The 16282-nt window shown below is 57.0% G+C and carries 12 protein-coding genes; 2 read left to right on the plus strand and 10 right to left on the minus strand.

Annotated features, from left to right (window positions below; translation table 11 throughout):
• Positions 1-3 precede the first annotated feature (3 nt).
• From QEP11_RS11275 to QEP11_RS11310, 8 genes are all read right to left on the minus strand, one after another.
• Complete coding sequence (locus tag QEP11_RS11275; RefSeq protein ID WP_284336749.1) at positions 4-987, minus strand: aromatic ring-hydroxylating dioxygenase subunit alpha; 984 nt, start codon at positions 985-987, stop codon at positions 4-6.
• A gap of 111 nt (positions 988-1098) precedes the next feature.
• Positions 1099-2244 (minus strand): BMP family ABC transporter substrate-binding protein, encoded by a 1146-nt coding sequence (locus QEP11_RS11280; protein ID WP_284336750.1) that lies wholly within the window; start codon positions 2242-2244, stop codon positions 1099-1101.
• Positions 2245-2582: 338 nt separating this feature from the next.
• On the minus strand, positions 2583-3734 hold the full coding sequence (locus tag QEP11_RS11285; RefSeq protein WP_284336751.1) for a BMP family ABC transporter substrate-binding protein: 1152 nt from the start codon (positions 3732-3734) through the stop codon (positions 2583-2585).
• 101 nt (positions 3735-3835) lie between these two features.
• Positions 3836-4756, minus strand: coding sequence for an ABC transporter permease (locus QEP11_RS11290; protein ID WP_284336752.1), 921 nt, complete (start codon positions 4754-4756; stop codon positions 3836-3838).
• Complete coding sequence (locus tag QEP11_RS11295) at positions 4756-5838, minus strand: ABC transporter permease (protein ID WP_284336753.1); 1083 nt, start codon at positions 5836-5838, stop codon at positions 4756-4758. The genes QEP11_RS11290 and QEP11_RS11295 overlap by 1 nt, the downstream gene beginning before the upstream one ends.
• Positions 5831-7420, minus strand: coding sequence for an ABC transporter ATP-binding protein (locus tag QEP11_RS11300; RefSeq protein ID WP_284336754.1), 1590 nt, complete (start codon positions 7418-7420; stop codon positions 5831-5833). The genes QEP11_RS11295 and QEP11_RS11300 overlap by 8 nt, the downstream gene beginning before the upstream one ends.
• 86 nt (positions 7421-7506) lie before the next feature.
• Complete coding sequence (locus QEP11_RS11305; protein WP_284336755.1) at positions 7507-8430, minus strand: LysR family transcriptional regulator; 924 nt, start codon at positions 8428-8430, stop codon at positions 7507-7509.
• A gap of 75 nt (positions 8431-8505) precedes the next feature.
• The gene (locus tag QEP11_RS11310; protein ID WP_284336756.1) at positions 8506-9300 is read right to left on the minus strand and encodes a hypothetical protein; all 795 of its coding nucleotides are present in this window, start codon (positions 9298-9300) and stop codon (positions 8506-8508) included.
• A gap of 237 nt (positions 9301-9537) precedes the next feature.
• Between QEP11_RS11310 and xdhA the strand changes: the two genes are divergently transcribed.
• Both xdhA and xdhB read left to right on the plus strand, forming a co-directional pair.
• The gene (gene xdhA / locus QEP11_RS11315; RefSeq protein WP_284336757.1) at positions 9538-11061 is read left to right on the plus strand and encodes a xanthine dehydrogenase small subunit; all 1524 of its coding nucleotides are present in this window, start codon (positions 9538-9540) and stop codon (positions 11059-11061) included.
• Positions 11058-13385: a xanthine dehydrogenase molybdopterin binding subunit gene (gene xdhB / locus QEP11_RS11320; protein WP_284336758.1), complete on the plus strand. Its 2328-nt coding sequence runs from the start codon at positions 11058-11060 to the stop codon at positions 13383-13385. The genes xdhA and xdhB overlap by 4 nt, the downstream gene beginning before the upstream one ends.
• Here xdhB and QEP11_RS11325 read toward each other — a convergent pair.
• Positions 13382-15313: a sensor domain-containing diguanylate cyclase gene (locus QEP11_RS11325; protein ID WP_284336759.1), complete on the minus strand. Its 1932-nt coding sequence runs from the start codon at positions 15311-15313 to the stop codon at positions 13382-13384. The two genes, xdhB and QEP11_RS11325, sit on opposite strands and share 4 nt — an antisense overlap.
• A gap of 189 nt (positions 15314-15502) precedes the next feature.
• On the minus strand, positions 15503-16126 hold the full coding sequence (locus QEP11_RS11330) for a Crp/Fnr family transcriptional regulator (protein ID WP_284336760.1): 624 nt from the start codon (positions 16124-16126) through the stop codon (positions 15503-15505).
• Between the last annotated feature and the right edge of the window lie 156 nt (positions 16127-16282).

Here is a 16282-nt window from a genome sequence, read left to right on the forward strand (position 1 = left end):
ACATCAACAAACTCCGAAAGTGACGCCACTGGCTTTCAGATAGCGTCGGTAAGCAGACGACATGCGATCCGCCGAAGAGTGCAGTTCCGCACGAGGATCCAGCGGCAGTTCCTTTGGCTGTTGCGACTCCAGGACCGGCTGGTCTTGCGTGAAGATAGTGTGCTGGAAAGCTTGCAGCTTGTCATCGCTGGATTCGAAGTCTGCGACGGCCAAGCGGAACCACACACGACTGGTGCTCGGTGTCACGGGGCAAATGAACAGCCCAATCGACTCGCGCCAGCCGTCCTTGCTGCTACCTTCCTCCGGAACCTTGCTCAGCAGCGCAGTAAAAGGCGCTGTGACTTCGTAGGTGTAGTGCACTTCTGCAGGCTTGGTGGAATGCAGGTTCGACAATGGCTGCACGGCTTTGCAGTTGGTGGCTTTTACCCCAAAAGCGGTGCTCTCCACATTGTAGGGAGCCATCTCTGTGGCATCACGGCTGCCCAGCCAACCTTCATGCACAAAGCCAAAGTGCGACATGTCGAGGAAGTTCTCGATGATGCGCGGCGCACTGGCCTGCACGTCGTAAGGACCGCAGTTGACCTTGCGCAGACGTTCGTCGCTCTCGGCTTCGAACACGGGCAGGGCCACGTCCGCACCTTCCGGCTTTTCAAGCTGTACCCAGATCAAGCCATAAGCTTCTTGCACGCCGAACGATTTCACGCAGTGCTGTGGCGGGGGGGTAAAACCTGGCACCGCCGGTACTTTCACACACTGGCCAGTGGTGGAGAATTGCCAGCCGTGATAGGGGCACTCCAGGTTACCTTCATTCACCCGCCCCAACGAAAAGCGGGCTCCGCGGTGCGGGCAGCGGTCGACAAACGCCTTGGCGACACCTTGTGCATCACGCCAAAGTACCAAGTCCTCACCGAGCAAGCGCACGCCGACAGGGCTTGCAACTACATCGGAGGCCAAAGCTACGGGGTGCCATTGATTTTTTTCCATCATGGGGATTACGGTCGCTGTTGTATTCGGAGGCTGCTATCTTTCCAAAGAAAAGGGCTGCACACAGGCAGCCCTTGCAATATCCGAGCCATCTAGTGGCTCGTTGGTACTGACTTACTGGCCAGGCACCTTGCCTTCCACGCCCTTGACGTAGAAGTTGATACTGCTCAGGAAAGCATCATCTGCCACGGCACCATCGGCCAAAATTTCCTTGCCGTCATTGCTAGTCAGCGGCCCCTTCCAGATTTGCAAAGTACCAGCCTTCAAACCGGCCTTGGCTTCTTCCATCTTGGCTTTGACTTCCGCAGGAATGTCTTCGGCAACGGAGACCAAGTCAATGGCACCTTCCTTTACACCCCACCATGCACTACCTGTTTGCCAGCTGTTGTTCAGCACATCATTGATGGTCTTGGAGTAATAAGGTTGCCAGTTGATGATGGCCGACCCCAGATGCGCCTTGGGACCGTAGGCAGTCATGTCCGAGTCCCAGCCAAAAGCACGGACCCCCTTTTCTTCGGCTGTCTTGAGCACGGCAGGCGAGTCTGTATTCTGGAACAGAACATCCGCGCCACCGTTAATCAAGCTGGTGGCTGCTTCGGTCTCTTTGGGAGGGCTGAACCATTCATTCACCCACACCACCTTGGTGGTGATGCTTGGGTTCACGGACTGGGCGCCCAGTGTGAAGGAGTTGATGTTGCGAATCACCTCAGGAATTGGCACCGAACCAACGATGCCCAAGGTGTTGGACTTGGTCATGCCGCCAGCAATAATGCCCGCCATGTAAGCACCTTCGTAAGTACGGCTGTCATAGGTGCGCACGTTCTCGGCGGTCTTGTAGCCGGTCGCGTGGTTGAACTTCACATCCTTGTACTCAGGCGCAATCTTTTGCAGCGTATCCATGTAACCGAAGGTGGTGCCGAAGATCACCTTGTTGCCCTGGTTGGCCAGATCACGAAGTACACGCTCTGCATCGGGGCCTTCAGGCACACTTTCCACGAAGGTTGTGACGATCTTGTCGCCGAACTCTTCCTGGATTTTTTTACGTGCCGTGTCGTGCGCGAACGACCAGCCACCGTCACCCACCGGGCCCACATAGGCAAAAGCCACCTTCAAGGGCTCAGCCTTTGCGGGAGCTTCAGCAGCAGGAGCAGGTGCTGCAGCAACAGGCTCTTCTTTTTTGCCACATGCAGCCAGGGCAGTGATGGTCAGCGCCGATACGGCAGCCAGTTTGAACATCGAACGTTTGTTCAGATCAGTCATGGGTCATCCTTAAGGATCGGAAAATAAGCAAACCACTGCAGCAACACTGCATCCGGCTTTTGCCAGCGCTTGCTGCAACCATTGCCAAATGGCGTGATGGTTGCACAAAACCAGTGCAATTTTGACAACAATCATCCCAGCGCAGCAGTTTCAGTAGGTGCAAATTCATACCCAGCCTCCATTCGGAATGCTGTGGACAGCACTTGCCGCAAGATGTATGCCATTGCGCACGCAGCAGCGGTATACCGCACGCCATTTGGCTATGCAACAAAAAGGCCTCCGTCTCACGGGAGGCCTTGCGCAGCGACGGGGTTTATTCCATCGCTGACTTTACGCAATTACTTTGCGCCGGGTACGGTGCCTTCGACACCATCCACATAGAACTTGATACTGGTGATGAAGGCCATGTCTGCCACTTCACCTTCAGCCAGCAATTGCTTGCCGGTATTGTCTTTCAAAGGGCCCTTCCAGATCTGGAAGCTGCCATCCTTGAGGCCTTGGCGCACTTGCTCGACCTTGTCCTTGATCTCTTGCGGCACTTCGTCCGAGATCTTGACCAGATCCATTGCACCTTCCTTGACACCCCACCAGAAGTTCTGACCGTTTTCCACCTTGCCGTCCAGTGCATCCTGCACCACCTTGGTGTAGTAAGGCGTCCAGTCGATCACGGCAGAGCCCAGGTGCGCCTTGGGCGCATAAGCGCTCATATCACCATCCTTGCCAAAGGCATAGGCACCACGCTCTTCAGCGGTCTTGAGCACGGCCGGAGAGTTCGTGTTCTGGTACATCACATCCACGCCACCATTGATCAGGCTGTTGGCCGCTTCAGCTTCTTGTGGGGGGCTGAACCAGGAATTCACCCACACCACCTTGGCCTTGATGGAAGGATCCACGCTTTGGGCGCCCAGCACAAAGGAGTTGATATTGCGCACCACCTCCGGAATTGGCACCGAAGCCACAACACCCACAGTCTTGGTCTTGCTCATCGCACCAGCCACGATACCGGCCATGTACGCACCTTCGAAGGTCTTGGCATCGTAAGTGGCACTATTGGCAGCTTGCTTGTAGCCCGTTGCGTGCTGGAAGTTCACACCACTCAGCTCTGGCGCCACCTTTTGCACATATTCCTGATAGCCGAAGCTGGTTGCGAAGATCAGCTTGTTGCCCTGTGCCGCCATATCACGCATCACACGCTCAGAATCCGGCCCCTCTGCCACGCTTTCCACAAAGGAAGTCTCGATCTTGTCGCCAAACTTCTCTTGCACAGCCTTGCGCCCCAGTTCGTGCTGGAAAGTCCAGCCACCGTCACCGATGGGGCTGACATAGACAAAGCCGACCTTCAAGGGCTCGGCTTTGGCTGGTGCTTCAGCAGCAGGTGCCGCTGGCGCCTGTGCAGCTTCTTCCTTTTTACCGCAAGCAGCGAGAGTGGCAACGGTGATGGCCGACAGCGCCACCATCTTCAGCACGGTGCGTTTGTGCAGTTGGGACATGGATATTTCCTCGACGTGGATGTAAAAAAAGGCGGACCTGGAAAGCCCGCCTCGCGCTGCCTCGGCTTCTTATGCAGAGCACAGCGCCATGGTTGGAACTCTCAAGAACCTGGGTAAAACGGCTTTCCAAGCGAAGCCGGCATATTCGCACGAATCCAGGCTGGATTGCGCGAAATCAGCACCAAAACGACGATCGTCGCCACATACGGGAGCATGCTGAGCAACTGGCTCGCGATATGCACACCCGAGGCTTGCAGGTGAAACTGCAGCATGGTCACACCGCCAAAAAGGTAGGCTCCCAGCAAAATCCGTGTGGGGCGCCACGTTGCAAACGTGGTCAGCGCCAGTGCAATCCAGCCCCGGCCTGCAACCATGCCCTCCACCCACAGCGGGGTGTAGACGGTCGACACATAAGCTCCTGCCAGACCGCACAAGGCACCACCGGCCATGACTGCACCCAGACGGATCAGGCGTACGTTGTAACCCAGCGCATGCGCGGACTCCGGCGACTCCCCCACCGAACGCAGCACCAGGCCCGCGCGGGTGCGATACAAAAAGTACACCAGCAAAGCCGCAATGATGATGGCGCCATACACCAACGGATGATGACGGAACAATGCGGGGCCCAACACAGGAATGTCCGCCAGGAAGGGGATTTCAAACTTCGGTGATTCAGGCATCTTGGCCTGCACATAGTTAAGGCCAGCAAACGCCGAGAAACCACCGCCAAACAGACTCAAGGCCAGGCCGGTAGCCGACTGGTTGGTGTTGAGCCAGATCACCAGCACACCAAACACCGCAGCCAGCAGAGCACCGGCACCCATGCCCGCCAAAAAGCCCATCCAGGTACTACCGGTGTGCACCACAGCGGCAAAACCTGCCAGTGCTGCACACAGCATCATGCCCTCGGCCCCCAGATTGATCACACCGGCTTTTTCGTTGATCAGCAAACCCAAGGCTGCCAGAGCCAGTACCGTGCCGGCACTCAGCGTCGAAGCAAACAGCAATGCATACGCGTCCATTACTGGGCTCCCTTCACTACAGGCTTGGAAGCCACCCAACGTACACGGTAGGCAATCAAAGTGTCACAAGCGAGCAGCGTAAACAGCAGCAACCCCTGGAACACCCCCGTCAAAGACTTGGGCAAGCCCAGGCGCGATTGCGCCAGCTCGCCACCGATATAGAACATGCTCATCAAAATGGCCGAAAAAATCATTCCAACGGGGTGCAATCGGCCCACAAAGGCCACGATGATGGCCGCAAAGCCATAGCCTGCGGGTACATAGGGGGTGAGTTGACCGATAGGACCTGCCACCTCCAGCGCACCCGCCAATCCGGCTGCGCCACCAGAGATCAGCAATGCAGTCCACAGCGCACGGCGCGAAGAAAAGCCCGCATAACGTGCTGCAGCCGGTGCCATACCGCCAACCTGCTGCGCAAAACCCGCCTTGGTGCGGAACAGGAAAATCCACAAGGCCGCTGCACCTGCCAATGCCAGCAGCGTACCGATGTGCACACGTGTGCCAGCAATCAGCTTGGGAATCTGGGTGACGCTGTCAAAAGTTTTGGACTGCGGGAAGTTGTAGCCCATGGGGTCCTTCCAAGGACCATAGACCAGATAGCCCAGCACCAGCGTGCCGACGTACACCAGCATCAGGCTCACCAGAATCTCATTGGCGTTGAACTTGTCACGCAGGAAGGCAACAATGCCCGCCCAGACCATGCCACCCAGCACCCCGGCCAGCAAAATGGCAGGAATGATCCAGGGGCCTGTGTTCTGATCGGCCAGCAGCGCCACGCCGCCCGCTGTCACCGCACCAATCACGAACTGACCTTCGGCACCGATGTTCCAGATGTTTGAGCGAAAGCACACCGACAGACCCAAAGCGATCAGCAACAAGGGCGTGGCCTTCATCACCAGCTCACCCAGGGCGTAAGAGGTCTTGATAGGTTCCCAGAAGAAGGCTTGCAAGCCCCTGACGGGGTCTTTGCCCAGCGCGATGAACAAGGCAACACCAATGGCCACGGTGATCAACAGCGCCAGAATGGGCGCGCCATAGGTCCAGAACTTGGAGACCTGTGGACGAGGTTCAAGCTTAAACATGCTGTGCGCTTCCCTTATCTGCTTCGACTTGCGCCAGGTGCTGCTGCACATCGGCATTCCACAAACCACTCATCCACTCACCCACCAATTGCAGCGTGGCGTCTGCGCGCTTGAGCGATGGGCTCAATTGCCCCCTGGCCACCACATGCAAACGATCACAGATTTCAAACAGTTCATCCAGCTCTTCACTGAGTACCAGTACTGCGCATCCCGCATCACGCAGCGCCAGAATTTCTCCGCGGATTTGTGCGGCTGCGCCCACATCCACCCCCCAGGTGGGTTGAGAAACGATCAGCAGCTTGGGTTTGGCGTCAATCTCACGACCCACGATGAACTTTTGCAGATTGCCGCCAGACAGCGACTTGGCCAGAGAATTCGGACCTCCGGCTTTCACGCCAAAGCGCTTGATGATGTCTGTAGCATGGGCCTCCAGCTTGCTGATGCTCAGCCAGCCCCCCTTGCCCACGGCATCATCACGTGTGAGCAACATGTTGTGCGCCAGACCCATGGTCGGCACCGCACCTCTGCCCAGACGCTCTTCAGGAACGAAATGCAAGCCCAGCGCGCGGCGCTGCTTGGGATTCAGGCGTCCTGCAGCCTGCCCCGTGACGTAGATCATCTGGGCATCCGCACGTGTGTCTTCCCCTGACAGCGCATACAGCAGCTCTTGCTGACCATTGCCCGACACGCCGGCAATGCCTACAACTTCACCAGCACGCACTTCAAACTGCATGTCGATCAGATCCACCCCGAACTGATCCTGCTTTTTCAAGGTCAGGCCACTGACATGCAGCACAGTGTCACCGGTTTGCACCTCACGGTACTGCAACGCCGGAGGCTCGGCACCAATCATCAAACGCGACAGCGATGCATTGCTCTCTTGCTGAGGATTGCAGTAGCCGGTGACCTTACCACCACGCAGCACGGTACATGCCGTGCACAGCTCACGGATTTCGTGCAGCTTGTGGCTTATGTAAAGAATGGAGCAGCCTTCGGATGCCAGCTTTTTGAGCACCACGAACAGCTTCTCCACTGCTTGCGGAGTCAGCACCGAAGTGGGTTCGTCCAGAATCAGCACACGCGGATCCGTCAGCAAGGCTCGGATGATTTCCACGCGCTGCATCTCGCCCACCGACAAGGTGTGCACGGGCCGGGATGGATCGATATCCATACCGTACTCCGCACCCTTGGCTTCGATGCGCGCAGTCACCTCCGCCAAGGTCATGCTTTTGTCCAGCCCCAGCCAGACGTTCTCTGCCACAGTCAGCGTGTCAAACAGACTGAAGTGCTGGAACACCATCGCAATGCCGAGCTGACGCGCCTCTTGGGGATTGCGGATATGGACAGGCTTGCCATCAAACAGCACCTGACCTTCATCAGGCTTGACGGTGCCATAAATGATTTTCATCAGCGTGGACTTGCCCGCGCCGTTCTCACCCAATACGGCGTGCACTTCACCTGGCAGCACAGTCAGCGATACCCCGTCATTGGCCACCACGGCCGGATATCGCTTGGTAATGCCCACCAGTTGCAGACGCGGTGGCGCTTCACCGGGTTGGGGGATGGATTGAGGGGAATTCATGCGCGAATTTTCTCAGTTTCAATAAAAAATCTTGTGAACAAAAACTGCTAACCCGCAGCTTCAACTTGGTCTATTTGCTATTTGTTTCATAGCTGCATAGCAGTGTGTTTAACAGCATCACGCAACCATGCACCGGCACTGGAATGGTGCGTTCGGTCGTGCCACAACTGGTAATAGCGCATTTGTGGCAGAGGCACTGGAGGCTCCAAAATCGCCAAAGGCAGCTGTGCGGCATAACGCTCGCAAAACTGCCTTCCCGTAGTCAGCACTAGCAAACTCGATGCCACCATCTGTGGCATCAAGCCAAAATGCGCACAGCGCACGGCAATGTTGCGGCGCATGCCTTGCGCATTCAATGCTTCATCAATGACACCTTTGGCGCCAGGGTGCGTCGGCATGGGCGCTATGTGTTCGGCATCCAGCCATTCCTGGGCACTCCATCCTCGGCGTACTGCGGGGTGACCCTGACTGACCAAGCACACGGTGTCATCGGCAAACAACTGGGCCATGCGCAACTCTGCAGGCGGCTGGGGCCAATTGCCAATCACCACATCCACATCGCCATGCGCCAGCTGACCGTTGTAGTCCACGTCATGGCTCAGCGCCATGATCTCCACAGTACATAGCGGCGCATGCTTTTTCAGATAAGCCACCAGCTTGGGCAGAAACTGCGGATCCAGATAATCACTTGCTGCTATGCGAAAGACGCGCGATGCGCTGCGCGGATCGAACGAGCGCGCTTCAATAAACAGGTTCTCGGCCGCTTGCAAGATCGCCGCAGATGGCTCCAGCATGCGCAGCGCCGCATCAGTAGGCTGCATGCCACTGCCCGAGCGCACCAAAATCGGATCACCCGATAAATCGCGCAGACGCTTGAGCGCTGTAGAAACCGCTGGCTGGTGCATGCCAAGGCGCACCGCTGCACGCGAAACGCTGCGTTCGGCAATGACCGTATGCAGCACGCGAATCAGGTGCAGATCGATTTTTTCGAAAGGCGTGGTTTCTCGCATGAAAGAAATAAGGGCCGCGATTGCGACCCAGTATGCCAAGGCTCGGATGCCACGAGGGCAGGGATTATTCGGAGGTTAATGCTGCTGCACAGCTTCACCCGTCAATGCAGCTTCATCCAATCGCGCTTGCCAGTACGCCAGACGGGCGTTGTGGCGAGCCATGATGGCTGCATCGATCACTTCTTTGTGGATGTCGGAATAGTCTTCCAGCTCATCTACCAATTTCAGCATCTTGCGTTCCATCTTGGACATCTGCTCCATCAGCTCATCTTCCGGCGTCTTCTCCGTGCGCAATGGGTTGGCCAATACGGCCAGCAGCTTGCTACTTTTACTCGGATCAGTCGTCCCCAGGGCCCGACATGCACCGTCGTATTCCGCACGAATACTGTTGAACTCTTCCATGCGCTCATTGAAGCCCTCGCTAAGCACGGCCTTCAAATCGGTTTCAGCTTGCAAATAGGCTGCATGGCAACGTTGCACTTCGCTTTCGCGCTGCAACCGCTCCTTGCGGGTGCGCGGACCTTCCAGCCGAAACAGCATTGCGAAGATCAGTACGGCAGCAGCGCCATACCATAGCAACCAGTTTGTCGGAACGTGAAAACCTCCCCAAGCTAGCGCCGCAGTACCCGCCCAGGCTCCCATATAAATGAGCTGACTTTCCCAGCGCACTTCTCGTGGCACTGGAATAGGCGCCAGTTTGACCAAGGCGTGAAATTGCTGTGGCTCTTTGGCTTGGGGAGCCTGGAGCTTGGCGACGCGCTCGGAAACTTCGTCAATATGAAACTCAGGAGGTTCCGATTCAGGCTGAGCAGATGCAGACCAGAACTTGAGGGAGCTTTTGGCACGACGCAAGAAATTAGAAAAGCTCATGTTGCGGCAAAAGTTCCAAGAAGACAGGTCATAGAGTTTAACAATCACAAGCAAGGCACCCACCTAGCTTGCACGGAAGTTGCTTACAGAACGTGTATACAGATTGCAGCCTATAGATCGACACCTACATGGACACCGACTTTATTGCTGTAAACGCATGAACTGCATATGGAAGTCTATATGCCATCGCCAACTCCGAGTGGCTTAATCACCCAAATACCGCCAGATCGCAAGCTTATGTCCTCACGACCTCTCCATTTTTTGCGCCGCGGTCAGCCCGTGACGCTGCACGACGTTCCCCCGGACCGCACCCTGCTGGAGGTGCTGCGCGAAGACTTGCATTGCACCGGCACCAAAGAAGGCTGTGGCGAGGGTGACTGCGGCGCCTGTACCGTGGTGCTTGGCGAGCGCGTATCCGATGCCGATGGACAGGAACAGCTGAGCTACAAAGCCATCAACAGTTGTATTCGCTTGGCGCATTCCGTCGAGGGCATGGCTTTGTGGACAGTGGAAGATTTGACCCAGGACCCTGATATCCAGCTTCCAGCAGGCAAAGATCTCCACCCTGTGCAAGAAGCCCTGGTGCAATGCCATGGCACACAATGCGGTTTCTGCACACCCGGTTTTGTCATGAGCATGTTCGGCATGTATCAAAACCATGACCAGGGTGCCAGGCTTGACCGCTCAGGTGCACAAGAAGCGCTGTCGGGCAATCTGTGCCGCTGCACGGGTTATCGCCCTATTCTGGATGCTGCCCAGCAGATGGCATTTTTACCTCCGGCCACCGTCAATGCACCCGCAGTGATGCAAAAGCTCAAGCAACTCGAACAGCAAGCTCAAGCCCATCACGAGGCAACAATGGGGCAGACCGCACCCAGCTACCAACGCCCCGGCAGCATGCGTGAGTTGCTGCAAATCCGGGCAGCCTATCCGCGCGCACAAGTGGTGGCAGGTTGCACCGATGTTGGGCTGTGGGTCACCAAGCAGCACCGAAGATTCGACATGGTGCTGGATGTGACAGGCGCAGAGGAGCTGAAAACCATCCAACGTTCTGAAAATTACCTGCACATAGGTGCCGCAGCCACTTTGCATGAGGCTTTCGCAGCACTCAAAAGCCACTGGCCCCAATTGCACAAATTTGCAGCGCGCTTTGCTGGCCTGCCCGTACGCAACAGTGGAACGCTTGGTGGAAATGTGGCCAATGGCTCTCCCATCGGGGACTCCATGCCACTGCTGATTGCCTTAAATGCCCAGGTGGTACTGGCCAGCGTGCGCGGAGAGCGCAGCCTGCCCCTGGAGCAGCTTTACACAGGCTACCGCCAGAACCTCATGGCCGCAGACGAACTGGTCACACGCATTGACGTTCCTGTGCCCAACACCGATGAATCCACACCATATTTGCGTGCTTACAAAATCAGCAAGCGCCAGGATGACGACATCTCCGCCGTGTGTCTGGTCATCCATATCCATGTGAAAGACAAGCTGATCTCCCAGGCCAGCATTGGTGCAGGCGGCGTGGCAGCCACCCCTGCACGTGCCAGGCAGACTGAAGAAGCCTTGATCGGTCAGCCCTGGTGCGAAGACTCGCTACAAGCCACAGCAAAAGTTTTGCAAGCAGAATTCAACCCTATCTCCGATATGCGCGCCAGCAGCGATTACCGCAAGCATGTGCTGGGCAGTTTGATGCAGCGCTTTTGGCTGGAAAGCCAAGGGCTCGCCTGCACATCCCTTGAAAACATTCGCGTGGAGGTGGCCGCATGAGCAATGCAATCCCCACAGCAACGACCACAAGCACCGGTGTGGTTGGACAATCGAACATCCACGAGAGCGCCCGCGCACAGGTTTTAGGCAGTGCGCCTTATCTGGACGATCTGCCCGAGCTGCGCGGCACGCTCTACGCCGCACCGATTCTCTCCACTGTAGCCCATGGCACACTGCATGGCTTGGACAGCAGTGAAGCACTGACCATGCCTGGCGTGCGCGGCATCGTCCTGGCGGCAGATATTCCTGGCGATCCTATCCTGGCCGCATTTGGCCATGACGAACCCATTTTCGCGCTCGAAAAAGTTTTCCATGTGGGTCAGGTGCTGGGCCTGGTAGTCGCTGACAGTGTGATGGCGGCGCGTCGCGCTGCACGCAAAGTCAAAGCGGACATCACGCCGCTGCCCGCCATACTGGATACTGCAACCGCGATAGCCCAACAGAGTTTTGTGCTGCCACCCGTGCATGTACAACGCGGCGATGCCGATGCGGGTCTTGCCCGCGCCAGCCACCGCTTGCAGGGCACGCTGGAGGTCGGTGGACAGGAGCATTTCTACCTCGAAGGCCAGATTGCCTACGTCATTCCGGCGGAGCAAAACCAGTGGATCGTGCACTCCAGCACCCAGCATCCAGGCGAAGTTCAGGAATGGGTGGCGCATGCCCTGGGTATCAGCGCACACGCCGTCACCGTCCAATGTCGCCGCATGGGTGGCGGCTTTGGTGGCAAGGAAACCCAGGCCGGACATCTGGCCGTATGGTCTGCACTGGCGGCCCGCAAATTCGGCTGCCCCATCAAGCTGCGACTGGACCGCGATGATGATTTCATGGTCACTGGCAAGCGCCACCCCTTTGACTACAAATGGGATGTGGGCTTCGATGACACTGGCCTGATCACTGGCTTGAAGCTGGAGATGGCCGCACATTGCGGCTTCAGTGCAGACCTGTCCGGCCCGGTAGCCGACCGCGCCATTTTTCATGCTGACAACGCCTACTTTTTGTCAGACGTGAGCATCACCTCCTACCGCTGCAAGCTCAATACGCAGAGCCATACGGCCTTTCGCGGTTTTGGCGGACCACAGGGGGTGATCGTGATAGAGACCATCATGGGCGATATTGCACGCACCCTGGGCCTGGATGCCCTAGACGTGCGCCAGCGCAATTACTACGCTGCGGATGCCAGCTCTGCACGCGCCGTCACTCACTACCAGATGAGGGTGGAAGACAACATCCTGCACCCCATGACGCAAAAGCTGACGCAGTCAGCCAACTATCAGCAAAGGCTGGCAGCCATTGCTGCATGGAATACACAAAATACGGTGTTGCAGCGCGGCATTGCTGTGACGCCCGTGAAGTTCGGCATCAGCTTCACGGCCACACTGTTCAATCAGGCCGGAGCGCTGGTGCACGTCTATACCGATGGCAGCGTGCAGGTCAACCACGGTGGCACCGAGATGGGCCAGGGACTGAACACCAAAGTGGCGCAAATCGTGGCTGATGAACTCGGCGTGCCGCTGTCGCAGGTGCAGGTCACTGCCAGCGACACCAGCAAGGTACCCAATGCCAGTGCCACAGCGGCCAGCAGCGGCACCGACCTCAATGGCCGCGCCGCGCAATATGCTGCTGGCAAAGTGCGCAGCAATCTGGCCGCTTTTGTGGCGGGATTGGACAATTGTGGCGCTGGTGCCGTGACTTTCTCTGCCGGGAAAATTCATACACCCAGCGGGTCGCGCGATTTCAAAGCCGTGGTCAAGGAAGCCTATGCCAACCGCATCCAGCTGTGGAGCGATGGTTTTTACCGCACACCCAAGATCCACTACGACAAGACAACGCTGACGGGCCGCCCTTTCTATTACTTTGCCTATGGTCTGGCGTGCACAGAAGTGGCCATTGATACGCTCACGGGCGAATCCAAGGTACTGGCTGTTGATGTGCTGTATGACGCAGGCAAGAGCATCAATCCCGCCATCGATGTCGGGCAGGTGGAAGGCGGATTCATTCAAGGCATGGGCTGGCTGACGACCGAGCAATTGGTGTGGAATGACAAAGGCGTGCTGACCACACACGCTCCCAGCACCTACAAAATCCCGGCCACAGGCGATGTTCCGGAGCATTTCAAGATTGAGTTGTACCAAGAGCCCAACTTTGAAGACAACGTGGGCGCTAGCAAAGCCGTGGGTGAACCCCCCTTCATGCTCGCAATCAGCGTCTACGAAGCGCTACGCCATGCCATTGCCAGTGCGCGCGACAGACAAGGGAAGAAGGGGGTGGTGCAACTGCAAGCTCCCGCTACTGCGGAGCATGTGTTGCAAGCGTTGCTGCGTTAGTCTTGCAAACTGCGGTTGGCGCTGATCTGCCCCACCGCGACTTGACAGCGACCACGGCGCTTGGCCTCATAGCAAGCCATGTCTGCTGCATGCAAGGCCTGCTGCGGGGTATGCCGAAGAGCGTCTACTGCCACCACACCGATGCTGACGCTGACCCAGTGACGCTCCCCTCCCCAACTGGGTTGCCAGCGCCAAACCGCGTCACACAGCGCCTGTCCAATGCCTTGTGCATGGGCTAGGCTGATACCCGGCAAAAGCACGGCGAATTCATCACCGCTAAGGCGCGCTACATTTCCCAGAGGTTGGGTATAACTGGCGAGCAAACGCCCTACATGACGCAGAATTTTGTTCCCCATCTCGCGTGAGGTGGTTTCATTCATCATGCCCAGATAATCCAGGTCAGCAAATAGCAGGCAGCCCTGTGCAGGAACAAGCTTGTTCTCAATCACAGCAGTTTTCCCAGCTTGCATGCTGTCAGTGACCCATGATTGCAGCCCCCACATAAAGGCTTCACGGGTGGGCATGCCTGTGAGGGTGTCACGCCAAGCATGTTCCTGGTTAGGCAAAGGCATTGCCCGACGCTGACGCCATGGCAGCTGCATGCGCCACACCGTGGCCGAAGAGAGCTGGGAGGGAATCCATGCCAGCACATCCACCGACACCCAGTCCCCATCCTTCTTGCGCAGCTTCAGCATACCTTCGAAACTTCCCAGGTCCACAAGGGCGTGCCGCACGTCCGCCAAAACCGCAGCACTTTCGAAGAATTGCTCCATGGTGAGCGGCTCATTCTCCGCACCAAAATAGCCCAGCATGACCGCAACTTGTGGCGTTGCCAGCGTGATGCGCCCCTCATGCTCAAGCAACATGGCTGAAGGCACCGCCTCGAACATGGCCATGGCACCTGCCTGTAGTGACAAGCGCTGTGCAAACGCTCGTTCTTGCAAGGCATCTTCCTCCAGATCGGTGTCCAATTCCCCGTCTGGTTGAGACAGCAAACTGCGCTTTGGCAACGATGTCCGGCGAGGCCACGGAGCCAGCCAGCCCCACAACAAAGCACCTGCAAGCACCGTCAACAGCAAGGCTCCACCTGCCAGTCCCAACCATACCTGGGCAGGCAGATCCTGCCCAAAGAAAATATCCTTGGAAGTATCGCGCACCACGACCAGTTGCCACTGAGGCAGTGGCAACCCCACACGCGTCACCAGCGTCGCCCCCCACTGCTGCGTATCGGCATTGGCTGCCGAAGGGTTGGAAAGCGCCTTCCAGGCTTGCTCATGCGGAGCCAGCAAATTATCAATGTGCTGCCAGCGGTGCGTGGAATCCGAATGCGCCAGTACCATGCCATCGTTATCCAGCAAGAGATACTGCAGATTTTTCTCAGGCTCAGTGACCTCTGGCAGCAAGGCAGCCAAAGGCAATTTCACAGTGGCCGCCAAAGCACCCGTGACACGCCCATCTTCACGTCGCATCGGCACACTCAACAGCAAGCGCAGATGCTGTTTGTCGTCAACTGCCGAAACATTGGTGATGAAAGGCTTGCCTTCAGAAATGGTTCGGCGCAGCGCATCCACACCTTGCACGTCAATGTCAGTCACTGTGCCGACCGCTGCATGATGGGTCACAGAGCCTGATGGCAACGCCACATGCAGGCTTGCAAACAAGCGCAGCATGGAGCCGTCTTGTTGCATCAAAGCATCTAGCACCGCTGGTTTATCCAGCAAGCTGGTGTGCAAGCCTTCTGCGATGGAGTTGAGCAATCGCTGATGAGCCTCCATGCGGGCAGTGAGCATGCGTGCCCATAAATCAGCTTCAACGGTTTGGTGTGCAACCAAGCGCTCTTGCATGCGCTCATCAAATACCCGTACCAGAAAGAAAGCGCACAGCAACATGGCAGACAGCACCAATGCCACCAAAACACAGATCGCCATGCGAACGCCATGCCAGCTGGTGGCTGTACTATCCGGCGAAAGAAGGTTGCTTTTAATCCGGTTCACACCCCACTATAGGCACGTGAACACACTCTTTCACACGGGTAGAACCCTTGCCAGACAGCGGCTGACAGCAGCCAAAAGCAAAAGAGGCCTTACGGCCTCTTTTCTCCTCCCCGATGGATATCTTCAGATACCCGCCATGCTTTGCAATGCACTGGGTTTGGGTAAATTCAAGACATTACCCGTCCCAGCGATCAGACCATGCTCGCGCAAGTGGCGCAGCACACGTGAAAAGGTTTCTGGCGCAATCCCCAATTGGGCAGCAATAGAGCGTTTGCGCTGGTGCAATGTGACACGCATGGTGCCGTTGTCAGCCTGCTGCGCATGGCGTAGCAGCCATTGTGCACACCGCGCTTCGGCATCCTGAGACAGGCGACTCACTGCTGTCTCGGTCTGCTGGCAATAGCCATGCGCCATGTCACGCACCAAAGTCACCACCGTCTCAGGCAAACCCTCCAGACTTTGCCGGAAAGCACTCAGCGAAATACGACGCAAGCGTACCCGCGAGTCGGTAACCATATCGATGCCACATGCTTTATCGGCCAAAGCAAAAGCAGCATCCAGCCAAGCTGGGCCTTCAACCATGCCAAGCTGGTGGCGCATTTGACCGTCATCCCGCACACCCAACACCACGCAACCGCTGTCGAGGTACAGTACGGAATCAGGACGCGAACCACGTTGACGCAGCAATTGCCCGGCGGAAACCACCTCTGCTTGGGCCAAGGGATCAAATGATGGGATGAGGAACATAGTCCCAGACTTTGCCTGAGCCCATACCAGACTATGTTGAGCCAAGTCAACATTGCAATCTGGTTTTGTCAAGATTCTTTTCTCCTCAAAGTTTCCAGAGGAGCGTACGCTTGAAAGCTGCATGCAAGCCAGAAAAAACCCGCAGCGCATGGCTGC

The organism is Comamonas halotolerans (assembly GCF_030162935.1).
Taxonomy (GTDB): Bacteria; Pseudomonadota; Gammaproteobacteria; order Burkholderiales; family Burkholderiaceae_C; genus Comamonas; species Comamonas halotolerans.